Here is a 21050-nt window from a genome sequence, read left to right as displayed (position 1 = left end):
TTTTGTTGATTGCTTTTGCAGGTTGTTTTTGTTGGCTGCTTTTATCGATTATTTATCGATTGTTTTTTTGATCAGGTTTTCCCTCGATCTGTGTGATAATACCATCGGAGGTCTGTCTGGAAAATATGATTCCGGACAGATTTGATAATTTTTCGGACAAGCAAAAAAGACCTGTTTTAGGTCTTTTTTGTCTTAACATGGCTTGGAAGCCGATATTTTTGTATGTTTTTTTGGGAAAAAGAATAGTAAAATCGGGACCATCTGGCATTTGGCATAGGATAATCTGTCCTGCAGTGCTTTGGGCGGATATCTACAGATATTCTCTTCTCATGAGGTAGAATATTCGCACCTCATCAGTTAACTCGTTTGTCTTCCATATGTAAGTTTCTCTGTAATAACTCACAAATTTGATTTCTAAGCATCTTCCGGATTTCTTATCACACTGTACTCAGTCGGTTCAGTAAATCCGTGACCAATCCGGGATCGACTAACAGTGAAATGCCAAAGCACTTACGCCCCGCATCTTTTAAGGATGCTCCTGCATGATAGGCTGACTTTCCGTCCAGGATAATAAACCTGTCATGAAATATCTGTGTTTTTTTACAGTCAAATTGGGATATTGTGCGTTGAAATCAGCAACATCCGTGTTGGTCAGTCTTGCATTGCATATGTATATACCTTTACATCAACACCGGTATTCTTCTTTGCCAGAATGTTCAGAGTGCCAACATCCACATATCCATCGATCAGGATGATTTCCCTCTGTGCTTTCTGAATGATAGAGGTAATCAGGCTGAAGGCATCATAAATCTGCCCATCGAAGAATATTTTCTGCTCCGATTCAGCATGATTCTCAATATACTGGAATACTTTATCAAATCGCTCATCGGTGCTCTTCTGGTATTGAAGCTGTTTTAGTTCTATATCGCTGACCTTTTCGAAGAGCAAGGCATTGTTGGCAATAAAACGCCTCATCTCCCGAAATACACGCATTATAAATATACTCTGCTTTTCTGCTACTTCACCTTTCAGCACAGTTGCCAACATATAGATACCTTGTTCTGTAAAAGCGTAGGGTGGCTTTCTGCGGCCCCCCTCCTGTCCAGAATAAAAGTCAGAATCTGGTGAAGTCGCAAATTGCGACTTCACCATCATCACCTCTTCCTTTGTAAGCTGAAACATAAAATCATCTGGAAATCATCCTATATTTCGTTTAACCTGCTCATTTAACCTCTTTACATCATACCCGTATAAAACGGCAAGGTCATAATCTAGCATTACCTGTAATCCCCTGATTGTGTATATCAGGCTTCCAATATCCTTTATACCCGTAACAAACGGAAGTATCTCCTGCTTATCCAAGTGCTTCCGCATATGCCATGAGCCTGTGAAGGTTTTTCTGGTTTCCCGCCATATACCCCTTCATAGCTGTCTGGAATACCTGTACATCCATCTCTTCTTTACGTCTCACAATGTCGCAGACAGTCCGATCTATATCATATGCACGTACTTCATTCCCATAAATAGTTTTGACAGAAGTTATGTGCCCCAGTCGCGGCAACCACAATATTATTGTAATGACCGCCGTACACTTCTCTTTCTGCTTCCAGATTGTCAAGAATTTCCTGCTGATAGGCATAAGGACGAAACTCAAGGTGAAGGTAAGCCATACTCTACCGAAACAGAGCCCAGGACAATCGCTCCCAGCCATCTCCAATACCAGCCTCCTCAAATCTACGAAGATCCAGTCGTTCCAGAAATCTGTCAACAGCCTCCTCAGTATTAAGATCATGATCTTCCAGAAGCTGTCGCATATTCGTTATTACTATAAAAAGGAAACCGCTGTACTGACGCTTTCGTCCAGTACAGCGGCCTTCTGGCAAGTTTGTATTATAATAAAGTTTGTCCCTCCTGGGGATGCTTTTTATGCAGCCATTTTCCTGAAGTAGTTATGAAGTGTGATGGTCGTCACTTGTTGATCTTCACAGTCTTCGTTGCGCTCCATGCGGACCAGTGCTTTGTGCTTCCGACGGTCTTGTAGGTTCTCAGACGCACGTAGTAAGTCTTTCCTTTTGCCAGACTGCTGATCGCTTTGGAAACGGTCGCGGCGCCTGCCACGTTTACGTTCTTTTTGCCGCTCGCGAAAGTCTTGCTTGTACTGTACTGCAGCTGGTATCCGTTCGCCTTCGCATTCTTTGCCCACTTGACGGTCATCTTTCCTGCGGCGGAGTTTGCTGCGGAAGAGATGGCAGGCCTTGCGACACGATAGGTTATAACCGATTTGCTCAGTGTACTGTCGCCTGTGGAAGCCTTGGCGACAATCTTGAAGGTATACTTCGTGCCGTTCGTGTTGGCTTTGGTATCTGTGTAGGTAACAGTACTGCCGCTTGTAATGTTCTTCACCAACGTGGATCCGCGATAGACTTTGTACCCATTGGCTCCGGTGACCTTCTTCCACGTCAGCTTAATGCCGGTCGGCTGATTTTCGGCTTTCAGGGAAGCTGTTGCAGCCGGAACAACATTGATTGTGACAGTCTTCGACGCCGCTTTGAAATTTGCAGTTGCTGCGGATGTCGCGGTGATCTTGACGGTTCCCACTTTCTTTGCGGCAACGCTTCCGGCAGTTGTCACAGTCGCGATCGCAGTATTTGAGGATTTATATGATTTTTTACCCTTTGCACCGGTAACAGAAATCGTTACAGTTTTTCCGACTGCCACAGAAGCCGCAGAGGCTTTCGCCGTGATCTTCTGGGCTGCTTTATTGATCGTGAATGTTGCCTTTTTGGTGCCGGTATAGTTGCCAATCCCTGTGACTGTGAGGGTGGCTGTGCCGGCATTTGTATTGTTGGTATAGGACAATTTGTAATCGGTATTCAGCTTCAGCGTTGTTGAACCGAGCTTCACTGTTGGCGTCTGTGTCAGGGCTTTCCCTGTGTATGTTTTAGCTGTGAGGCCGGATACTGTCACATTCGCAACTGAAAGTTTAGAAACTGTGACTGTGCAGGTTGCAGTAACTCCGCTGCCATCCGCTGCCGCCGCGGTGATCGTGGCGGTTCCTGCTCCTACGCCCCTGACTTTCCCATTACTGTCTACAGTGGCAGCCTTTCTATTGCTGCTGCTCCAATTGACAGACTTGTCCGTGGCGTCATCAGGCAGGACCGTGGCTGTCAGCTGCAGGGTTTTAGTTATATTGAGGTTTGCAGATGTCTTGTTGAGCTTTATCCCTGTGACAGCTGCATTAACCTTCTCAAGATGCAGCACGCACGATGCTGAATGGCTGTAAGACCCGACTACCAGATAGTAGGTCTTTCCCTTTTCAAGCACCTGTTCCACCCGGAAATGTCCTTTTCCATCGTACTCAACGGCAGGATCTTCAAAAGGACTTGCCGTCCGAACAAAGGAATCATGGGAATCATTTAAAATCTCCAGATATGGATCATCTACTCCATCGGTGGAATACATGACATACTTGGCTGTCTGGGCAGGGATGAACCGGTAAACCGGATAGGCTCCTCCGCCCGCTTCACTATTCGCGCTGGCAGACACCGCATCTCCGCAGGAAATTGTCTGTGCGCTGTCAAAGCCCGCTATGCAGGTGTAAAACCTGACTTCTGCCCGGTTGCTATACTGATCCTGGACCCTGCAATAGTATCTTGTAAAGCCCGTCACGGAGTTAACTGTATAGGACGCGCCCGTAGCACCGTTTATCGTATAGTATTCCAATTTTCCCCAGGCATCCGGGATGATCTTAAACCACTGGTATCTCAGATGATCTTTATCATCGGCAGATACGTTCACTTGAAGCTTTGCGGATTCCCCGCTTGTGACGTAGCGATAGGCTTCGGTATCCTCCGTTCCATCAGCATATGCCCGGAGATGGTTCTCTATCTGCACATAAAAACGAGCATAGGCGATGTTTCCATATCGGTCGCTGACGCGGAATTCATACTGTGTTTGTCTCGTCACAGGTTCAATGGTATAGGATGTGCCCGTCGCTCCTTCAATAGCCCTGTCTTGCTCATCATACCACTGGCAGCTCAAGTCACTCTCATCATTAGCAGATACCGTCACACGGAGTTCTGATGTCTCGCCGGGTGCAAGGAGAAGATCCGCTTCTGAAATATCTTTTCCTTCTACATAAGCCTGGAGATTGTTGTCTACCTGCACATAAAATTCAACAACACGTCTGCTTCCGTACTGGTCTCTGACCTCGCAACGATAATTTCCATTTACAGCTGCAGCGGTATAGGATAGATCTGTAGCGCCTTCAATAGCCTTTCCTTCTGGATCATACCACTGGAAGCTCAGCTCGCTTTCATCAACAGCAGATACCGTCACGCGGAGCTCTGCCGGCTTGCCTGCCTGGATATCGACATTTGTCCGCGAATCCCTCGTTCCTTCGGCATACGCCTGCAGGTTGTTGTCTTCGAAAACAGTTACTGTACAGGTCGCCGTGACACCGCTGCCATCCGCCGCAGTTGCGGTGATCGTGGCGGTTCCTTCACCCACGGCTTTTACAAGGCCTTTGTCGTCAACCGTGGCGGTCCAGCTGTCGCTGGTCCAGGAAACGGACTTGTTCATGGCGTTTTCAGGTGATACCGTGGCTGTCAGCTGCAGCGTATTGTTTTTTATAAGTATGGCGGATGTCTTATCCAGTGAAATTTCACTTACATCAATATAGGTATGGATAGCTGCATTGACAAGCGGATCATTGTCATCATAAATATCAATCTGATCCCATTTCCTTTTTGGACCGGGATAATAGACATCTGTAAGACTGTTGCAGCCATTGAACGCACTTCCCACGATGACCGTCACACTTCCCGGGATTGTGATGTCCGAAAGGCTGTTGCATCCGGAAAATGTTCCATATTCGATTCTCCTCACTCCTTCCGGGATCGTGATGCTCTCAAGGCTACCGCAATTTCTAAATGCATAATTCTTAATGACCGTCACGCCATCCGGGATCGGATAACTCCCGGTTTTCCCCTCCGGACAGCAAATGAATGTTTCCTGATCTTTATCAAGCAGAGCGCCATTCAGAGAACTATATGTGCTGTTGTTTGGATCCGCTTCAATTTCAGCCAGGCTTCTGCAATTTGTGAATGCATCGTCTCCAATACTCGTCACACCAACCGGGATTGAGATACCCGCCAGGCTGCTGCATCCATAGAATGCATATTTTCCAATACTCGTCACGCTTTCGGGAATCGAGACGCTCGCCAGACTGCTGCATTCAGAAAATGTATAATCTCCAACGCTTGTCACGCCTTCGGGAATCGAGATGCCCGCCAGACTGCTGCATTCAGAAAATGTATAATCTCCAACACTTGTCACGCCTTCGGGAATCGAGATGCTCACCAGGCTGGTGCATCCAGAAAATGCAGACCCTCCAATGCTTGTCACGCCAACTGGAATCGAAATGCTTGTCAGGCTACTGCATTCAGAAAATGCGCTTTCACCAATACATGTCACACTGTAGGGGATCGTGATGTCCGAAAGGCTGCTGCATCTTTCAAATGCAGTATTTCCGATATCTGTCACGCTGTTTGGGATTGTGATGCCCGTCAAGTTATACAAGCCCTTAAAAGCATTATTCCTGATATTCGTCACACCGTCTTCAATTACTACTGTGGTAATATCTTTGTAAATGTAGGATCCCCATGCTGATTCAGCCGACAACCATGGTGAGCTTATCATCTCCCCTGTCCCGCTAATAGTAAGAACCTGATCTTTATCAAACGTCCATGTCAGGTTATCGCCGCAGGTTCCGGAAGCTACCAGAACTGTTACTGTGCAGGTTGCAGTGACACCGCTCCCGTCCGCTGCCGTTGCCGTGATCGTTGCGTTGCCCGCACTTTTGCCCTGAACCCAGCCATTTTCACTAACGCTGGCAACACTATCGTTACTGCTTGTCCAGATAATGGATTTAACCGTGGCGTCGGAAGGCGTAATTGTTGCTGTAAGCTGCAAGGAATCGCCGGAAAACCATTTCTCCACCATATTTACGGATGTATGGTCCAGAGCAATTCCGGTTACATGAATGTCCTCTTTTGCATATTGGATGTTCGCATTGAGCAATCGGGAATTACTCTTGCCAATATCAATCCGGTTCCATTGCCCTTCAGATCCTGCAAAGTAAACATTTGTTAGTCCAGCACACCCGTCAAAAGCATATTCGCCAATTTTCGTCATGCTTTCAGGGATTGTAACATCTTCCAATTGACGGCACCAATAGAATGCATTTTTCCCGATGCTCGTCACCCCTTCTTCAATATGGATTGCTTTAACAGATGAGTTGAATGAGCACCAGGGCATATTTTCACCTGTATAATCATACATCTTCCCCGTTCCACTGATGGTAAGGATTCCTTCCCCATCCAGCGTCCATGTCAGATTATCTCCGCACGTTCCGGAAGGTAACAAAACTGTTACCGTACAGGTCGCAGTGGCACCGCTTCCGTCCGCTGCTGTTGCCGTGATCGTTGCGGTGCCTGCTTTTTGGCCCTCAACCTTGCCATCTTTATCAACGGTGGCAACGCTATCATCACTGCTTGTCCAAATAATGGATTTAACCGTGGCGTCGGAAGGCGTAATTGTTGCTGTAAGCTGCAAAGAATCGCCGGAGAACCATGTCTCCACCATGCTTGCGGAAGTATGGTCCAAAGCAATTCCGGTTACATAAATGTCCTCTTTTGCACACTGAATGGCCGCATTGAGCAATTCGTAATTATTCCCGTTAATATCAATCTGGTTCCATTGCCCTTTAGAGCCGGCATAGTAAACATTTGTAAGATTATTACAATAGCTAAAAGCACAAAAATCAATTTTCATCATGCTTTCAGGGATTGTGACATCATTCACTTGATTGCAATACTCAAAGGCATTGTGCGGGATGCTTGTCACCCCTTCTTCAATTTGAATCGCTTTAACAGATGAGGAGAATGAGTACCAGGGCGCAAACTCTTCATAGAAATACATTCTCCCCGTTCCACTGATGGTAAGGACTCCTTCCCCATCCAGCGTCCATGTCAGATTATCTCCCAACGTTCCCGAGGACATCCCATCCATCACAGCATCCTCAGAAACCGTTTCCTCCTCTGACGGAGCCTCCGTTTCTGCCAAATCCAATGCCTCATCCGCCGCATCCTGGCTTTCTATGGCATCATCCCGTACATCTTCTGCATCCTGTATATCAAAGTCTGTCAGGGAGCCTTCTTCCTCTTTCTCCACGACCGTCTCTGTATTATCTGATTCTGTCATATCGGAAGCTGCTTCTGCCTCTGTTTCTGTCACAGCTTCCATCTTTTCTGCAGATTCCATTTCCTCTGTTGGAATCGCAGCTTCTTCCCCGGTTTCATCATCTTTCTGGTCTGCTTCCTGGACAAGATCCATCTCAGCTTCTTCAGCAGAATCTGTAATCTCTTCGTCTTCTACTGTCTCATCAAGAGCCGCGTCTTCTTCTGTTTCCTGTACCACGGTAGAATCCACTTCTTCTGTGTTCCCTGATTCATCATTGTTTGCTTCAGAGACAACGTCCTGATCTGGATCTGCATCCATCCCGACTCCGTCCGGCTCTTCCGCCATTTCATACGTCACAAGTTCTTCCGTTGCCGCAGACGCAGTCTGTGCGTTTCCCGCTTCGACACTCCCTTCAGCTGCAAACGCGGGACATACAGTCGTAAAAGCCAGCGTCGCAGCCAATAACATTGCAAGCGTGGGACTGTTTCGTTTCATGATATCCTCCTACCTTAACCTAATGTCTGATAAATAAAAGAATTACAAAACAACTATACCAAATATTATGGTGTCTTACATAAACAAATTGGCTATTTTGCCGCAATTATTTTCATAACAGCCTGAACCGTCGTTGGTCCGGTCCCATCCTGCATAGCCGTTGGGAGGGAATCCCAGCGGCAGCTCCGACGTGTTGTGCTTCTTCTTGCAGGGCTGTTCACAGTGCCACCAATCACTTGCATCCTTTCCCAGGAAAAGAAAACCGCCATACTGACGCTTTCGTCCAGTACAGCGGCCTCTTGGCAATTATGTATTTTTAGAAGGAGGATATCCCTTTTGGGGATGCTTTTTTATGCAGGTTTATATGCAGTTATTTATGCAGCCATCTTCTTGAAGTAGTTATACATGATGGCTTCATCTTCACGGGAAGAGGTGAAGATGCCGAGCTGATCGTCATGGTCTTCTGCCAGTCTGATGATGCCTTCGATGTACTCTTCCTCATCCTTCATGTTATAGGCTTCATCATTGGGACCCATCAGCCATACGGGATTTTTGCATTTGTCAAGTGCTGCGTTGAGTTCTTTAAGGTCGTTTGCTGTTCTGATCATCATATTATTTAAACCTCCTGCCGTCTTACGGCTCATCATCATCCGTTCTGTTCCTCAGGATTCTTTTCTGGATTGTTTTCCCAGGTTATCCTGTGGATATTTCTGGATTATCCTCCGGATGATTCTTTATTGTTTTTTTTTTTTGTTGATTGCTTTTGCAGGTTGTTTTTGTTGGCTGCTTTTATCGATTATTTATCGATTGTTTTTTTGATCAGGTTTTCCCTCGATCTGTGTGTATAGTACCATCGGAGGTCTGTCCGGAAAATATGATTCCGGACAGATTTGATAATTTTTCGGACAAACAAAAAAGACCTGTTTTAGGTCTTTTTTGTCCTTTCATGGCTCAGAAGCCGATATTTTTGTATGTTTTTTGGAAAAAGAATAGTAAAATCGGGACAGATCGGGACGATTTGGCTTTTGGCACTTGGCATAGGATAATCTGTCCTGCAATGCTTTGAACGGACATTTACAGATATTCTCTCCCCAGGAGGAGAAAAACAGGATTACGTACTCTCTCAAACCAGGTGTCCCTTTATGCGGACATTTGATATATTTGTTTGTATATTGTCGGATATTCGTTTATTTTCGCAAATAGAAAACCGCCATACTGACGCTTACGTCAAGTACAGCGGCATCCTGGCAAATATGTATTCACAAAACCAGCTGCGCAGACACGAGAGGGTTTTGTTCTGCGCAGCTGGTTTTATTATTTATTCACAGTACGGCCTTTGCCGGAAGCCGCCCTGTTTTCAGGTCATAACCCTTAATCAGTTCAATGCCCTTACTTGATGAAACCAACCTGCTTGTTGACCGGCTCCACCTTTTTTTCGAAATTCATACTCAAATTTTTTCATTTGCATGGATGTGGTCGGTCCTACAGAGACCATCGCGTACTTGCCGTCACCGAGGGGACGTTACATCCCTACTTTCTCCAATGCCGTCTGAATGATTGAAAAATCAACGGCGCATGATCCGCCGCTGATTCCGATCGGGACGGTTTCTGCAAAGCTGTACCTTACATTCACGGTACCATCCGGATCTTTACTGTAATTATATACAGTCACCTGCCTGTTTTCAGGATCCACGATCCAATATTCCTGTACACCGGCAGCGTGATATTTGTAAGCCTTCAGCAGCAAATCTTTGCTTCTGGTCGAGGGTGACAGAATCTCTATGACAAAAGGCGGAGCTCCTTTGATGAACCCGTCCTTCCCAATCATTGTGTAATCACAGATAACATAAATGTCCGGCTGAAAGATATTTTTATTATCCCCTGTGAGCCAGACATCAGACGGCGCAACAAACACCATACAGTCCCTGCCGCATTCGCTGATCTGATTGAAAAGCTGATTGGAAAGGTTCACCAGGACAATCTGGTGGACGGCCTTTGGCGAAGCCATATCATAAACCACGCCATCGATCAGCTCTGTGCGGACATCCCCCGGCAAGGTCTCTCTGTCTTCTGCGGTATATTCCCCCTGCTGTTTCCAGGGCAGCAAAGGATAGGTATTTCGAGCTCCACTCCCTGCAATGCTTCCCGCGCTGCTGCCAACAGTTCTGCCTTTCCCTTCTTTACTTCTGTACATGTCTCCCAGAGCAGTCTTCTCCCCATAAGCTGGCTGCGGCTCTCCGGCCAGAGTGTTTCTGTATGGAAAATGTCCGGACGTCTCGATACTATATGAGTCGTATGACGTCTCCATGCTGCTCTGTGAGTAAGCCTGTGAAGTATCACAGTTTCCGAAGCCTCCTGCCGGGAGAGAGAAAACATCTCTGTCGGAAACTTCCTGGGCGTCCGGAGCCGTCGCCAGTACTTTTTCCAGCGCGAGAATTGTCTCATACCTTGGGGATCTTGTGGCTCCGGACAGGACTTTCTGCACCGTGGGAAGAGGAAGACCTGCCCGCCTTGCAATCTCTGCATACGTGATTCCCATTTTTCTTTTTTTGTCCTGCATTTCCCGTATTGTCATTCTGGTCTCCCTCTCTCAAGCATAATCCTTTTACACTCTGCTCTCTGCTCACACCCAGCACTTGCAATAATTCTTGCGCGATATTTTTATCTCCTTTATGATATTTTTATATCATATTTTATGAGCAAAGTCAACCAACTCACCCACTGGACCATTATTTACAGAGCCGAATATAATCATTTATCCATTACCAGGAATAAAGAAAACCGCCATACTGACGCTTTCGTCCAGTACAGCGGCCTCTTGGCAATTATGTATTTTTAGAAGGAGGATATCCCTCTTGGGGATGCTTTTTTATGCAGTTTTATATGCAGTTTTTTATGCAGCCATTTTCGCGAAGTAGTTAAACATGACCGCTTCATCTTCACGGGAAGTGGTGAAGAAGCCGAGCTGATCGTCATGGTCTTCTGCCAGTCTGATGATACCTTCGATGTACTCTTCCTCATTCTTCATGTTATAGGCTTCATCGTTGGGACCCATCAGCCAAACGGGGTTTTTGCATTTGTCAAGTACTGCGTTGAGTTCTTTAAGGTCGTTTGCTGTTCTGATCTTCATATTATTTAAACCTCCTGCCGTCTTACGGCTCATCATCCGTTTTTTCCAGGATTATTTTCCGGGATTATTTTTCCGGATTCATTTTTCCGGATGATCCTGTGGATGTTTTCTGGATTATCCTCCGGATGATTCTTAATGGTATTTGTTTTTTTGTTGGTTGTTTTTGTTGATTGTTTTTGTTGGCTGCATTTTATTGGTTGTTTTATCGATTGTTTATCGATAGTTTTTTTAATCAGGTTTTCCCTTGATCTGCGTGTATATTACCATCGGAGGTCTGTCCGGAAAATATGATTCGGGACAGCTTTGATAAATATTCGGACAAACAAAAAAGACCTGTTTTAGGTCTTTTTTGTCCTCTCATGGCTTAGAAACCGATATTTTTGTATGTTTTTGGAAAAAAGAATAGTAAAATCGGGACGATGCAGGACGATGCAGTCCGATACAGTTTGATGCAGTCTGCTTGGTGCAGTCTGCTTTTTAACAGGCAGTTCTTTTATTCTTCATCGCGTAATACCCGTGTTTTCAGACGTAGGATACACGCGTAGAAAGGGAAACTTGCTTCATCGTGGGTACAATCCCGCGAGGAAAAATAAACGCTCCGCGAGGATGCGCACGGATGCGGTGCGGAAAATGTTGACATGTCTTTGAAAAACAAGACATGTCAACCCGCATCCGGCGCGCAAGACTCGCGAGCGAGTCTTGAATCTTTTACGCGGCCTTATTAAGGAGAAATCTCATCATGATCATCTCGTCTTCGAGGTCGCAGGTGTAGATCTCCATCTCGTTGTTGCTGTCTTTAATCCATCTGGCCATTCCTGCCTTGTTCTGGTCCGCGGACTTCATATTGTACTCTGTGCCGTCGGAAGAGATCAGAAAAACCGGCATCCTGCATTTGTTGATCGCTTCGTTGAAAATTCTCATTTCGTTCTCTGTCCTGGTTGTCATGGTCTTTTCCTCCTTATTTGATTTCCTTCGCGGATGATTGTTATATTTTCCCTGTCTGTCGGGATGAATGGTTTGATGTTTTTCTGATCAGGTTTTCCCTTGATCTGAGTATATACTAGCATCCGGAAGGTATGAAAATAAGGCAGCTTATGGACAGGAAATATAAAGAATTTGACATGTAAAAATGACGTTTTCTGTCATTTTATGGCAAAACTTAAAGGATTCACATGTTATCGGTCAAAATATTAGCAGAATCTGGACAGAAAACAAGTCGGAGGGATTCTGATTTTCGTATCCTTCCGACTTGTCTGTATTAATGTGTCCCTGTCACTATGACAATAAGGCTGGCGTAGTCACGGCGGCAATGTATTCTGAATTCTCCGTAGCTGTGATTTCGGGATCCTCCACGCAGACCGGGATTTTTTATTTTTTCTTTTCCAGCAACTCGAGCCCTATGCTCTGTATATCTCCGTCCACGGCAGCAGCCAGCCATTTCGCCATGCTGGGCATGCCTCTCCGATGCAGATAAAATTCGGGCTGACGCACCATGGTATGGATGGTTCCGCCCCGATAGAGGACCGGTCGTCTCCAGTCGTAGAGATAGATTCCGAAGGTGGGTGTCAGTTTCTGGAGAGAACGGACCATTTGTCGGAGCTGTCGTGTAAAAAGCCGCTGCATCCGTTTGTCAGTCTCATAGGTTTTGTTCCGCACATCGTTGTAAAAGGCGCTCAAAAGGTAATCCCGGACTGAGCATGCATAGAGATACTTGTACTGGTCTCCTCTGCGCCGGTACAGGGCCCTGTACCAGTCAAGCGTCAGATTTTTTCCCTTGATATCTGCGGCGGTCTCAGGCCGGACATTCCAGACTTCCCGGGCGGTCTTTTTCCAGTCCCGGTTTAAAAGCAGGGCACTGTCCGAAAACAGGGCCACATCGTGACAGGCCGGATAAAATTCCTGGTGGATCTGCTCCGCCAGGGCGGGTACCGCAAAAGCGCCGGCACTTTCTCCGGCGATCAAAAGCTTGTCTGCCTGCCGGAAAAGAGTCTTTCCAATACGCATGGAAAGCATAAAGTTTTCATAGCCGTGAAAATACAGGCATTTCTCCTGCCCCTCTTCATTCGTATAGCGGTAATTGTTCCGGCCAAGATGCATATCTCCGGTCGCATAGGTGATCACAATGAAGTTCCAGTCCCGGAAGGGATTCAGCCGGGCGCTGTTGTCCGTAATGCCGACGCCTATGTTAAAGACCTGTGTAAAAGGGCGCAGGTTATTCCAGTAATAATTGGGCTGCCATGCCAGGACACGGCCTCCGGTCACGGGGCGGTCAGCCGTATAGGGGTTCCAGGCAATGCCGCCGCCGGACAAAAATACACACAGGTGGTCGGTTGTTCCTTTGCGGATATAGATGTGATATTCCGATCCGTCCGCTGTCTTACCGCCAGTCACCGGCACGCGGTACCACTGGTACGGCTCGGGTTCTATTTGTCCCTGTGAAAGGTTCTGGCCCGGGACAACCTGCAGTTCCGGCACCTCCAGCGGTGTTTTTTCAATCAGATTACCAATTGCCTGCTCTGCCCTGTCCCCGACTTTCTCCTGAAGGGCTTCGATGGGATGGTCTCCCAGCTTTTCCTGCAGAGCCTCGATGGGATGGTCTCCGACCTTTTCCCGCAGAACCTCGATGGGATGGTCTCCCAGCTTTTCCTGCAGGCTTTCGACAGGGTTATCCCCGATCTTTTCCTGCAGAGTATTAAAGGCATGCCCCACAATACTCTTACGTTTTTTCCTTTTCATGTATTGAAATCCTCTCGGCTTTTGTTTTGAAATCGCTCGTATTCGTTTTGTTCCGGCTGTTAATTTTCTTTCGCGCAATCTGCCTGTGCAGCCGGTTCATATTTAAATGTGGAGGTATTTTTCCGCCGCTTCGCGCAGCATCCGGCCGCGGAAAATGATCAGACCGCTGACCAGAATGAGCATTATGGCTATACAGATGACTGCAGGCGCGACGATGGGATTGATGCCGAGAACAATCGGAATGATCTGTAACAGGCTCATCAAAACATCAAAAGCGGGGTAAAGGATGTATTCGTGAAGTTCCATTTTCTGGGCCCTGGCGGCAATGAATGTAACGGCAATCAGAAGGCAGAACATGAAAGGGACAACCCAGGTGACTGCCCAGCTGCCGGTTTTGCTTATGTGCGCAAGGATCAGGCAGGCTGCCATAATGATATAGCCCTGCGTCGTCAGCATGCGGATCGGATTACTGCGATAATAGACAGCGATCCGGAAGTCAACCCATCCAAGAAGGACAAAGAGCATGGCTGCCAGAAACCACCCGCTGCCTCCGGAGATGATCTGGGCTGCTCCCAGCAGTATTTCAAGGCTGATACAAATAAAGGTCACCGCGCGGACCTTCAGCATAAAGCTGACTTTGGGACTTGGGAGCCTGACAAAGGGATCATCATCATAAGGCGGCTCCTGCAGGGTCAGGTTCGGGTCCGGGTTTTTTTCATCGTCTCCGGCTGCTATGAAGACAGCCTCCGGATTTTTCCCTTCACTGTCGGCTGCTACGGAGACAGTCTCCGGATTTTTTTCAATATGATGCCTCTGAGGCTCAGGCTCTGTCCACGAATCCGGGTCCATCAGTTCTCTCTGGCAGAGTGGACAGCGTGCCTTTCTCCCTCGGATCTGTATCATACAATTCGGACAATACTGCATCTGTTTTTCTCCTACATTATCTAAATGGCGCCTGCCCGCCCGGCCAACGAAGCCGACCGCGGGTACATCACTCCCAGGAATCGTTTGTGGCGATCTCCACATCAACGCCAAGGGCGACCATTTTTCTGAAAAAACGCATTATAACAGGATTCGTCTCAAAAGCACTGCCGACTCCGAAACACATTTTCCCGTTAAAGGAACAGACGCTGATCTGTACATCCGGTGCCGCCATGAAACAGCTGAACCGGTCGATCAGGGAACAATAAGGTTCCGGGATGGTGATCTTTCCCACGTTGGAAACCGTGCCGGTGATACCCTTTTGCATGATTCCGTTGACTGCTGCCACCACGAGATTTTTGATAAATAAGGGGATCGGCCTGATGACAATATTGTGCTCGAGCCGGGCGTAATCATGCATGGACAGGGAAATCTGATCCTGCGTGAGCTGACGGCGGAAGGAGGCCTGCACCACTTCCAGGATACTTTCGATCGTCCCGTCATACTGTTCCGGGTAAAAAGCGACATTGATCACGCCGAAAAAATTGCGCGCCGTATCCGACGGGAAATAATTGCGCAGGTTCACAGGAACGCTCAGCACAATAGGAAGCTTTTTGTCCCGCACACGCATCTCCTCCAGGATGGATTCCATAAAGAGAGCGGTCATAAAGGCAGCTGCCGTAGAATGATGGTCTTTTGCTGCCTTCAGAAACTTTGAAGCGGAAACCGTACCCTCGATCAGGTGCATCTGCAGATATTCGTCGCGCTCCCCCTGCAGATGATAAGCCCGGCGGGGAAGCGTTTTCTGTTCTGTCGGCCTTCCTTTTGTCTCATTACTGTAATACCGGTTAAAGGCGTCGTCTTCTTTTTCCTTTACACTGGAGAAATCCTGTGGGATCTCCTCATCAAGGCCGTGCGCCAGCTTGAGATAATTGCAGACGATCGCCCGCAGGAAGTCAAAAGCCCCTGTCCCGTCTGTCAGCACGTGGAACATCTCCAGATTGATCCGCCTGCGGTAATAATTGACACGATAAAGGAGCCTGCGCCGCCCGTCCCAATAGATCGGCGCACAGGCAGGCTTATTCTCCTGCTGCACCACAGCATGGATATTGCTGCTGTCCAGATAATACCAGAACAGCCCCTTGCGCAGAACACTCGCAAAATGGGGAAAATCCGGGACTGTCCTGTCAAGCGCATGCTGCAGCAGCGCACCGTTTACTTCCTCTTTTAACTCACAGGTAATCCTGAAAACACGCGTATCGGATCCCTTCGTTGTCGATGGGACGATCTTTGCGTTATTGTCCAGTTCATACCACTTTGCCCTTGCCATATTTAATGTGCCTTTCCGATACTCCGTCTGATTCTCTTTTGACTCGTCTGTATTATAGCATATGCCCAGTCTCCGAGACGACAAACAAGAGACAAGGAGCTGTGCATAGCTGAAAAGTTCAGCCAGGCAACAGCCCCTTTCTTCACTCCAAAAAGGGGACAGAGCACCGTCCCTTCCTCTTTTCCGCCAAATTCGAAAATCAAATCAGTCAAGTTCATAAATTATTTACAAAACGGGAACGCTTTTGGAACGCCGAGGTTTCTTTTCGGGAACGGGAGGTGCGTATAGTAGTCAGCACAGGCAGGCGAAAGCCGCCCGGGAATTTCATTCTTAGGAAATCAGAAAATGGAAATCAGAAAATCATATCATGGAGGAATTGAATTATGTATTTTGACGCTATTGCAAAGATCGTTTCGGAACGTACTGGCTGTGATGTCGCTTCTGTAAAGCCGGAAAGCAAGTTTTCTGAGCTTGGGATCGACTCTCTCGATACTGTGGAGCTTCTTATGAATCTGGAGGACGAGATCGGGATCGAGATCGAATTGGATCAGAAGGTGGAAACTATTGATGATCTGGATAAGTTCATCCAGAGCAAGAAGGGTTAACGCTTATGATCAAATCAGCAATTTGCGAGATGCTGGGGATCGAATATCCGGTGTTTCAGGGCGGTATGGCCTGGATCGCTGACGGTAAGCTGGCCGCTGCTGTTTCGGACGGCGGCGGTCTTGGCATTATCGCGGCAGGGAATGCTCCCGGCGATTATGTCAGGCAGCAGATTCAGGCTGCCAGGCGTATCACAGATAAGCCGGTCGGTGTGAATATCATGCTGCTGAGTCCGTTTGCGGATGAAGTTGCAAAGGTGGTTATAGAAGAAAAAGTGGAAGTGGTGACCACAGGTGCGGGCAATCCATCCAGGTACATCAAAGAGTGGCTCGCTGCGGGGATCAGGGTGATTCCTGTTGTTGCCTCGGTCGCGATGGCGAAATTGATGACCCGTCTCGGAGCCTCTGCTCTGATCGCGGAGGGCGGCGAGAGCGGCGGCCATGTGGGCGAGCTTACTACTATGGTTCTGGTTCCGCAGATCTGCGATGCGACCAGTCTGCCGGTCATTGCGGCAGGCGGTATTGCGGACGGCAGAGGGGTGGCTGCGGCATTTATGCTCGGCGCGCAGGGCGTGCAGATGGGGACCCGTTTCCTCAGTGCCAATGAGTGCAGTATCCACCCTGTATATAAAGAGAAGATCCTTAAGGCCACTGATCTCTGTACCATGGTCACCGGCAAGCGGCTGGGGCATCCCGTCCGCAGTCTCAGAACGCCGTTTGCCAGAGAATATTCCAAAGCTGAATACGGCGGTATGCCGGATGACGAGCTGGAAAGGCTGGCAACGGGGGCACTGCGGCTTGCAGTGCAGGAAGGGGACTCCGAAAGGGGCTGTTTCCTTTCCGGTCAGATCGCAGCCATGGTCAAAAAAGAACAGCCTGCGGCAGAAATAGTCAGGGAAGTCATGGAGGAAGCTGAGCCTGTCCTCCTGAGGGCATCACAATGGGTAAAATAGCATTTGTTTTTTCTGGTCAGGGCGACCAGTTCCCCGGTATGGGAAAGGACCTGTATGAAAAATATCCGGCAGCCCGTAAGATCTATGATCTATGTGACGGGATCCGTCCCGGTACGTCTGTCCAGTGTTTTCACGGCACGGAAGACGAATTGAAGGAAACCAAAAATACACAGCCCTGCCTTTTTGCGATGGAGCTGGCAGCGGCAAATGTCCTGATGGAAAACCTTATGGAAAAAGGCCTTGCTCCCGACGCGGCTGCCGGTTTTTCTCTCGGTGAAGTTACTGCCGCTGTAGTCAGCGGAGCCTTTGACAATGAGACCGGTTTTCGTCTGGTCTGTAAGCGCGGTGAGCTGATGCAGAAGGAGGCTGAGAAGTTTGATACCTTTATGGCTGCTGTTGTAAAGCTCACACCGGGACAGGTTCAGGAAGTGTGCGGAAAATATTCCGATGTTTATCCTGTAAACTTCAACTGCCCCGGACAGATCACGGTATCCGGCCTTGCCTCTCAGATGAAGGACTTCACCGCTGATGTAAGAGCAGCGGGCGGCAGAGCCCTTCCGCTTAAAGTAAAAGGAGCCTTCCATTCTCCCTTTATGAAGGAGGCGGCAGAGGCCTTTGCCGGTGAACTGGCAAAGGCAAAGGTGAACAAACCAGGCATCCCCCTTTACTCCAACAGGACAGGGGAACCTTATGGGGATGATGTCGCGGACCTGCTTTCCTCTCAGATCTGCAGTCCCGTGCAGTGGGAGACGATCATCCGCAATATGATTGCGGCCGGCGTGGACACCTTTATTGAGATCGGTCCCGGCAAAACACTCACCAATATGATCAGGAAGATCAGCAAAAACGTAAAGGCTGTAAATGTAAGCGAATATCTTGCCGAATCTCTCGCGGAGTAACCCGCGGAGAAACTCGCGGAGGTGGAAGGATGCTGAGTGGAGGTGAAGAATGCTGAGCAGCAATGAAAAGATGCTGAATGGGAAAACAGCGGTTGTGACCGGCGGCTCCCGGGGGATCGGAGAAGCAATCGTTTATAAACTGGCGTCGATGGGTGCCAATACAGCTGTTATTTTTGCAGGGAATGCAGCAGCTGCTGAGAGTGTCTGCGCGAAATGCAGAAAGGAATACGGTGTTGAAGCCAGGGCTTATCAATGCAATGTGGCTGATTTTTCCGCGGTTAAGGAAACTGTCGCAAAGATCAGAGCTGACTTCGGTACTGCACAGATTCTTGTCAATAATGCAGGCATTACCCGGGACGGCCTGCTTGCCATGATGAAGGAAGAAGATTTTGACGCAGTCCTGGATACCAATCTCAAAGGTGCTTTCAATATGATCCGCCATATGACAGGCCTGTTCATGCGGGCGCGCGAAGGCTGTGTGATCAACATCAGCTCAGTGGCCGGTCTGATGGGCAACGCGGGACAATGCAACTACTCCGCATCGAAAGCCGGCCTGATCGGTCTGACCAAGTCCGCAGCCAGGGAGCTTGCCCCCAAAGGCATCCGCTGTAACGCGATCGCTCCCGGATTTATTGCGACAGATATGACGGGAGATCAGGCTGACAATCCTCTTCTGGACAGGATCCCTCTCGGCAGGATGGGTGAAACAGAAGATGTGGCAGAAGCGGCGGCCTATCTGGCAATTGCAAAATATGTAACAGGCGAAGTCCTCCGGGTCGACGGCGGAATCGCCATGTAAGAAGTAAATGACAATGGAATGAATCACCCTGTAAAGAACGAATTAGTGGGTGGCGGTATCTCCGTGCTAAAAAGAATTAGCGGCGGTATCGCAGTGTGAAAATGCGATGATGGCGGTATCTCCGTGCTAAAAAAGAAGCAGCAGCGGTATCGCCATATAAGGAGAAAAATATGAGTCAGAACAGGCGGGTTGTTGTTACCGGTCTCGGTGCAGTCACCCCTTTGGGAAACAATGTCGCTGATACCTGGGAGAATATGAAGAACGGGAAAAACGGCATTGGTCCCATTACACTTTTTAATACGGAAAAATTCAAGGCAAAGCTGGGAGCCGAGGTCAAGGGCTTCGATCCCAGAGAATATTTAGAGGTAAATGATGTGCTGCGCACCGACCGCTATGCTCAGTTTGCCGTTGCGGCAGCCCAACAGGCGGTGGAGGAAAGCAGCGTCAAGGGCACCGTTGAACCCGAACGTTTTTCTGTCATTTTCGGCACGGGAATAGGCGGCATAGGTACTTTTGAGACAGAACACACCAAGCTGATGGAAAAAGGCCCCCGCCGTGTATCTTCGCTGTTCGTACCTATGATGATCAGCAATATGGCAGCCGGTATGATCGCGATCCGCCACGACTGCCGCGGAACGGCAATGCCTGCTGTCACTGCCTGCGCTTCCGGTTCCAATGCCATCGGTGAAGCGATGCGCCTTATCCGTCACGGTTATGCCGATGCTGTGATCACCGGCGGTGCTGAAGCTGCCATTATTCCTTCCGCGATCGCGGGATTTGTCAATATGAAGGCGCTTACTGTTTCCGAAAATCCCGATGAGGCTTCCCTGCCTTTTGATAAACGCAGAGGCGGTTTTGTGATCGGTGAAGGTGCTGTCGCGCTTGTTCTCGAGGAATATGAACACGCAAAAAACCGCGGCGCAAAGATTTACGGCGAAGTATGCGGCTACGGTTCCACTTGTGATGCCTATCACATCACTGCTCCTCATCCCGACGGGCGGGGCGGCGCACAGGCTATGATGGATGCCATGAAGGAAGCCGGCTATACAGACCAGGATTCCGTTTATATCAATGCGCACGGAACAGGTACTCCGATGAACGATGTGATCGAGACGGCAGTGATCAGGAAAGCGCTTGGCGAAGAGAGCGCAAGGAAAGCCTATGTGAGCTCCACCAAGTCCATGACCGGACATATGCTTGGCGCAGCTGGCGCGATTGAAGCGCTGGCCTGCCTTTTCGCCCTGAATGAGGGGATCATTCCTCCCACGATCAACTTGAAAGAACAGGATGAAAAATGTGATCTGAATTGTGTCCCGAATACTGCTGTAAAAGCAGACCTTACGCTGGCACTTTCCAATTCTCTTGGATTTGGCGGTCATAACGCCTGCCTCGCTTTCAGAAAGGTGTGATCCTATGAAAGAAACAGATATCCGCAGATATGCCGGACTGATGAAGGAACTGGGGCTGACCGGACTTGAGATCACAGAGGAAAACAGCAAGGTCCGCCTGGAGCGTTCCATTTCGGCACCGGTCAGAGAAACTGTATACTCTGTTCCCGAATCTGCCGGCAGTGCACAGACAACACCCACAACAGCCGGCGCAAAGGACTACATCAGCGTGGAATCCCCCATCGTCGGCGTGTTTTATGCGGCTCCCACGGAAAATGCCGATCCCTATGTCTCGATCGGGGACAAGGTGAAAAAAGGCCAGACTCTCTGCATTGTAGAAGCGATGAAGCTTATGAACGAGATTGCCTCCGAGGAGGACGGAATCATTTCAGAGATCTGCGTCACTGACGGTCAGGTCGTCGAGTACGGAACAGAGCTTTTCCGTATCAGGAAGTAAGGATAAAGAGATAAGGAAAAGAGATAAAGATAAAGAGATAAGGATAAAGTACTAAGGACAAAGAAATAAAGACAAAGGAATAAGGATAAAGAAATAAG

General features: G+C 48.3%; 15 protein-coding genes and 1 pseudogene. 6 read left to right on the top strand and 10 right to left on the bottom strand.

Going from position 1 to position 21050, the window contains the following annotated elements:
• Nucleotides 1-651 precede the first annotated feature (651 nt).
• The 10 genes and pseudogenes from BLT02_RS09655 to BLT02_RS09605 form a co-directional block, all read right to left on the bottom strand.
• Nucleotides 652-1278 (bottom strand): annotated as a pseudogene (locus tag BLT02_RS09655) (ORF6N domain-containing protein).
• Nucleotides 1279-1354: 76 nt separating this feature from the next.
• The gene (locus BLT02_RS17175; RefSeq protein WP_175453766.1) at nucleotides 1355-1792 is read right to left on the bottom strand and encodes a hypothetical protein; all 438 of its coding nucleotides are present in this window, start codon (nucleotides 1790-1792) and stop codon (nucleotides 1355-1357) included.
• Between the two features lie 176 nt (nucleotides 1793-1968).
• On the bottom strand, nucleotides 1969-7737 hold the full coding sequence (locus BLT02_RS17855) for a leucine-rich repeat protein (RefSeq protein WP_092994415.1): 5769 nt from the start codon (nucleotides 7735-7737) through the stop codon (nucleotides 1969-1971).
• 374 nt (nucleotides 7738-8111) lie between these two features.
• Complete coding sequence (locus BLT02_RS09640) at nucleotides 8112-8348, bottom strand: hypothetical protein (RefSeq protein WP_092994412.1); 237 nt, start codon at nucleotides 8346-8348, stop codon at nucleotides 8112-8114.
• A 911-nt stretch (nucleotides 8349-9259) separates the two neighbouring features.
• A complete protein-coding gene (locus BLT02_RS09630) occupies nucleotides 9260-10312 on the bottom strand; it encodes a Uma2 family endonuclease (RefSeq protein WP_092994408.1) in 1053 nt (350 codons plus the stop codon).
• 318 nt (nucleotides 10313-10630) lie between these two features.
• Nucleotides 10631-10867: a hypothetical protein gene (locus BLT02_RS09625; protein ID WP_092994405.1), complete on the bottom strand. Its 237-nt coding sequence runs from the start codon at nucleotides 10865-10867 to the stop codon at nucleotides 10631-10633.
• 708 nt (nucleotides 10868-11575) lie between these two features.
• Nucleotides 11576-11812, bottom strand: a complete 237-nt coding sequence (locus BLT02_RS09620) for a hypothetical protein (protein WP_092994402.1) — start codon at nucleotides 11810-11812, stop codon at nucleotides 11576-11578.
• 423 nt (nucleotides 11813-12235) lie between these two features.
• Nucleotides 12236-13603, bottom strand: a complete 1368-nt coding sequence (locus BLT02_RS09615; protein WP_092994399.1) for a pectin acetylesterase-family hydrolase — start codon at nucleotides 13601-13603, stop codon at nucleotides 12236-12238.
• 102 nt (nucleotides 13604-13705) lie between these two features.
• A complete protein-coding gene (locus BLT02_RS09610) occupies nucleotides 13706-14452 on the bottom strand; it encodes a DUF6320 domain-containing protein (protein ID WP_139187519.1) in 747 nt (248 codons plus the stop codon).
• Nucleotides 14453-14594: 142 nt separating this feature from the next.
• Complete coding sequence (locus BLT02_RS09605) at nucleotides 14595-15854, bottom strand: hypothetical protein (protein WP_092994393.1); 1260 nt, start codon at nucleotides 15852-15854, stop codon at nucleotides 14595-14597.
• 383 nt (nucleotides 15855-16237) lie between these two features.
• Between BLT02_RS09605 and BLT02_RS09600 the strand changes: the two genes are divergently transcribed.
• The 6 genes from BLT02_RS09600 to accB all read left to right on the top strand — a co-directional run bounded on the left by BLT02_RS09600 (nucleotide 16238) and on the right by accB (nucleotide 20952).
• The gene (locus BLT02_RS09600; RefSeq protein WP_092994390.1) at nucleotides 16238-16459 is read left to right on the top strand and encodes an acyl carrier protein; all 222 of its coding nucleotides are present in this window, start codon (nucleotides 16238-16240) and stop codon (nucleotides 16457-16459) included.
• Nucleotides 16460-16467: 8 nt separating this feature from the next.
• A complete protein-coding gene (gene fabK / locus BLT02_RS09595; protein ID WP_207649399.1) occupies nucleotides 16468-17409 on the top strand; it encodes an enoyl-[acyl-carrier-protein] reductase FabK in 942 nt (313 codons plus the stop codon).
• On the top strand, nucleotides 17397-18308 hold the full coding sequence (gene fabD / locus BLT02_RS09590) for an ACP S-malonyltransferase (RefSeq protein WP_092994384.1): 912 nt from the start codon (nucleotides 17397-17399) through the stop codon (nucleotides 18306-18308). Before fabK ends, fabD begins: the two co-directional genes overlap by 13 nt.
• Before the next feature lie 49 nt (nucleotides 18309-18357).
• The gene (locus BLT02_RS09585) at nucleotides 18358-19107 is read left to right on the top strand and encodes a 3-oxoacyl-ACP reductase family protein (protein WP_242869759.1); all 750 of its coding nucleotides are present in this window, start codon (nucleotides 18358-18360) and stop codon (nucleotides 19105-19107) included.
• 170 nt (nucleotides 19108-19277) lie between these two features.
• Nucleotides 19278-20516, top strand: coding sequence for a beta-ketoacyl-ACP synthase II (gene fabF / locus BLT02_RS09580; RefSeq protein ID WP_092994381.1), 1239 nt, complete (start codon nucleotides 19278-19280; stop codon nucleotides 20514-20516).
• 4 nt (nucleotides 20517-20520) lie between these two features.
• The gene (accB, locus tag BLT02_RS09575) at nucleotides 20521-20952 is read left to right on the top strand and encodes an acetyl-CoA carboxylase biotin carboxyl carrier protein (protein WP_092994378.1); all 432 of its coding nucleotides are present in this window, start codon (nucleotides 20521-20523) and stop codon (nucleotides 20950-20952) included.
• The last annotated feature ends 98 nt before the right edge of the window (nucleotides 20953-21050 follow it).

The organism is Sarcina sp. DSM 11001 (genome assembly GCF_900101015.1).
Lineage (GTDB): Bacteria > Bacillota > Clostridia > Lachnospirales > Lachnospiraceae > CAG-791.
This window is presented reverse-complemented; position numbering and strand designations above follow the sequence as displayed.

Excerpts from the sequence above, each read along its gene's own strand:
- BLT02_RS09630 (WP_092994408.1), bottom strand. The coding sequence starts at position 10,312 with ATGACAATACGGGAAATGCAGGACAAAAAAAGAAAAATGGGAATCACG.
- accB (WP_092994378.1), top strand. The coding sequence starts at position 20,521 with ATGAAAGAAACAGATATCCGCAGATATGCCGGACTGATGAAGGAACTG.
- BLT02_RS09610 (WP_139187519.1), bottom strand. The coding sequence starts at position 14,452 with ATGGACCCGGATTCGTGGACAGAGCCTGAGCCTCAGAGGCATCATATT.
- BLT02_RS09600 (WP_092994390.1), top strand. The coding sequence starts at position 16,238 with ATGTATTTTGACGCTATTGCAAAGATCGTTTCGGAACGTACTGGCTGT.
- fabD (WP_092994384.1), top strand. The coding sequence starts at position 17,397 with ATGGGTAAAATAGCATTTGTTTTTTCTGGTCAGGGCGACCAGTTCCCC.
- BLT02_RS17175 (WP_175453766.1), bottom strand. The coding sequence starts at position 1,792 with ATGATCTTAATACTGAGGAGGCTGTTGACAGATTTCTGGAACGACTGG.
- BLT02_RS09615 (WP_092994399.1), bottom strand. The coding sequence starts at position 13,603 with ATGAAAAGGAAAAAACGTAAGAGTATTGTGGGGCATGCCTTTAATACT.
- fabF (WP_092994381.1), top strand. The coding sequence starts at position 19,278 with ATGAGTCAGAACAGGCGGGTTGTTGTTACCGGTCTCGGTGCAGTCACC.
- BLT02_RS09620 (WP_092994402.1), bottom strand. The coding sequence starts at position 11,812 with ATGACAACCAGGACAGAGAACGAAATGAGAATTTTCAACGAAGCGATC.
- BLT02_RS09605 (WP_092994393.1), bottom strand. The coding sequence starts at position 15,854 with ATGGCAAGGGCAAAGTGGTATGAACTGGACAATAACGCAAAGATCGTC.
- BLT02_RS09625 (WP_092994405.1), bottom strand. The coding sequence starts at position 10,867 with ATGAAGATCAGAACAGCAAACGACCTTAAAGAACTCAACGCAGTACTT.
- BLT02_RS09585 (WP_242869759.1), top strand. The coding sequence starts at position 18,358 with ATGCTGAGCAGCAATGAAAAGATGCTGAATGGGAAAACAGCGGTTGTG.
- BLT02_RS09640 (WP_092994412.1), bottom strand. The coding sequence starts at position 8,348 with ATGATGATCAGAACAGCAAACGACCTTAAAGAACTCAACGCAGCACTT.
- BLT02_RS17855 (WP_092994415.1), bottom strand. The coding sequence starts at position 7,737 with ATGAAACGAAACAGTCCCACGCTTGCAATGTTATTGGCTGCGACGCTG.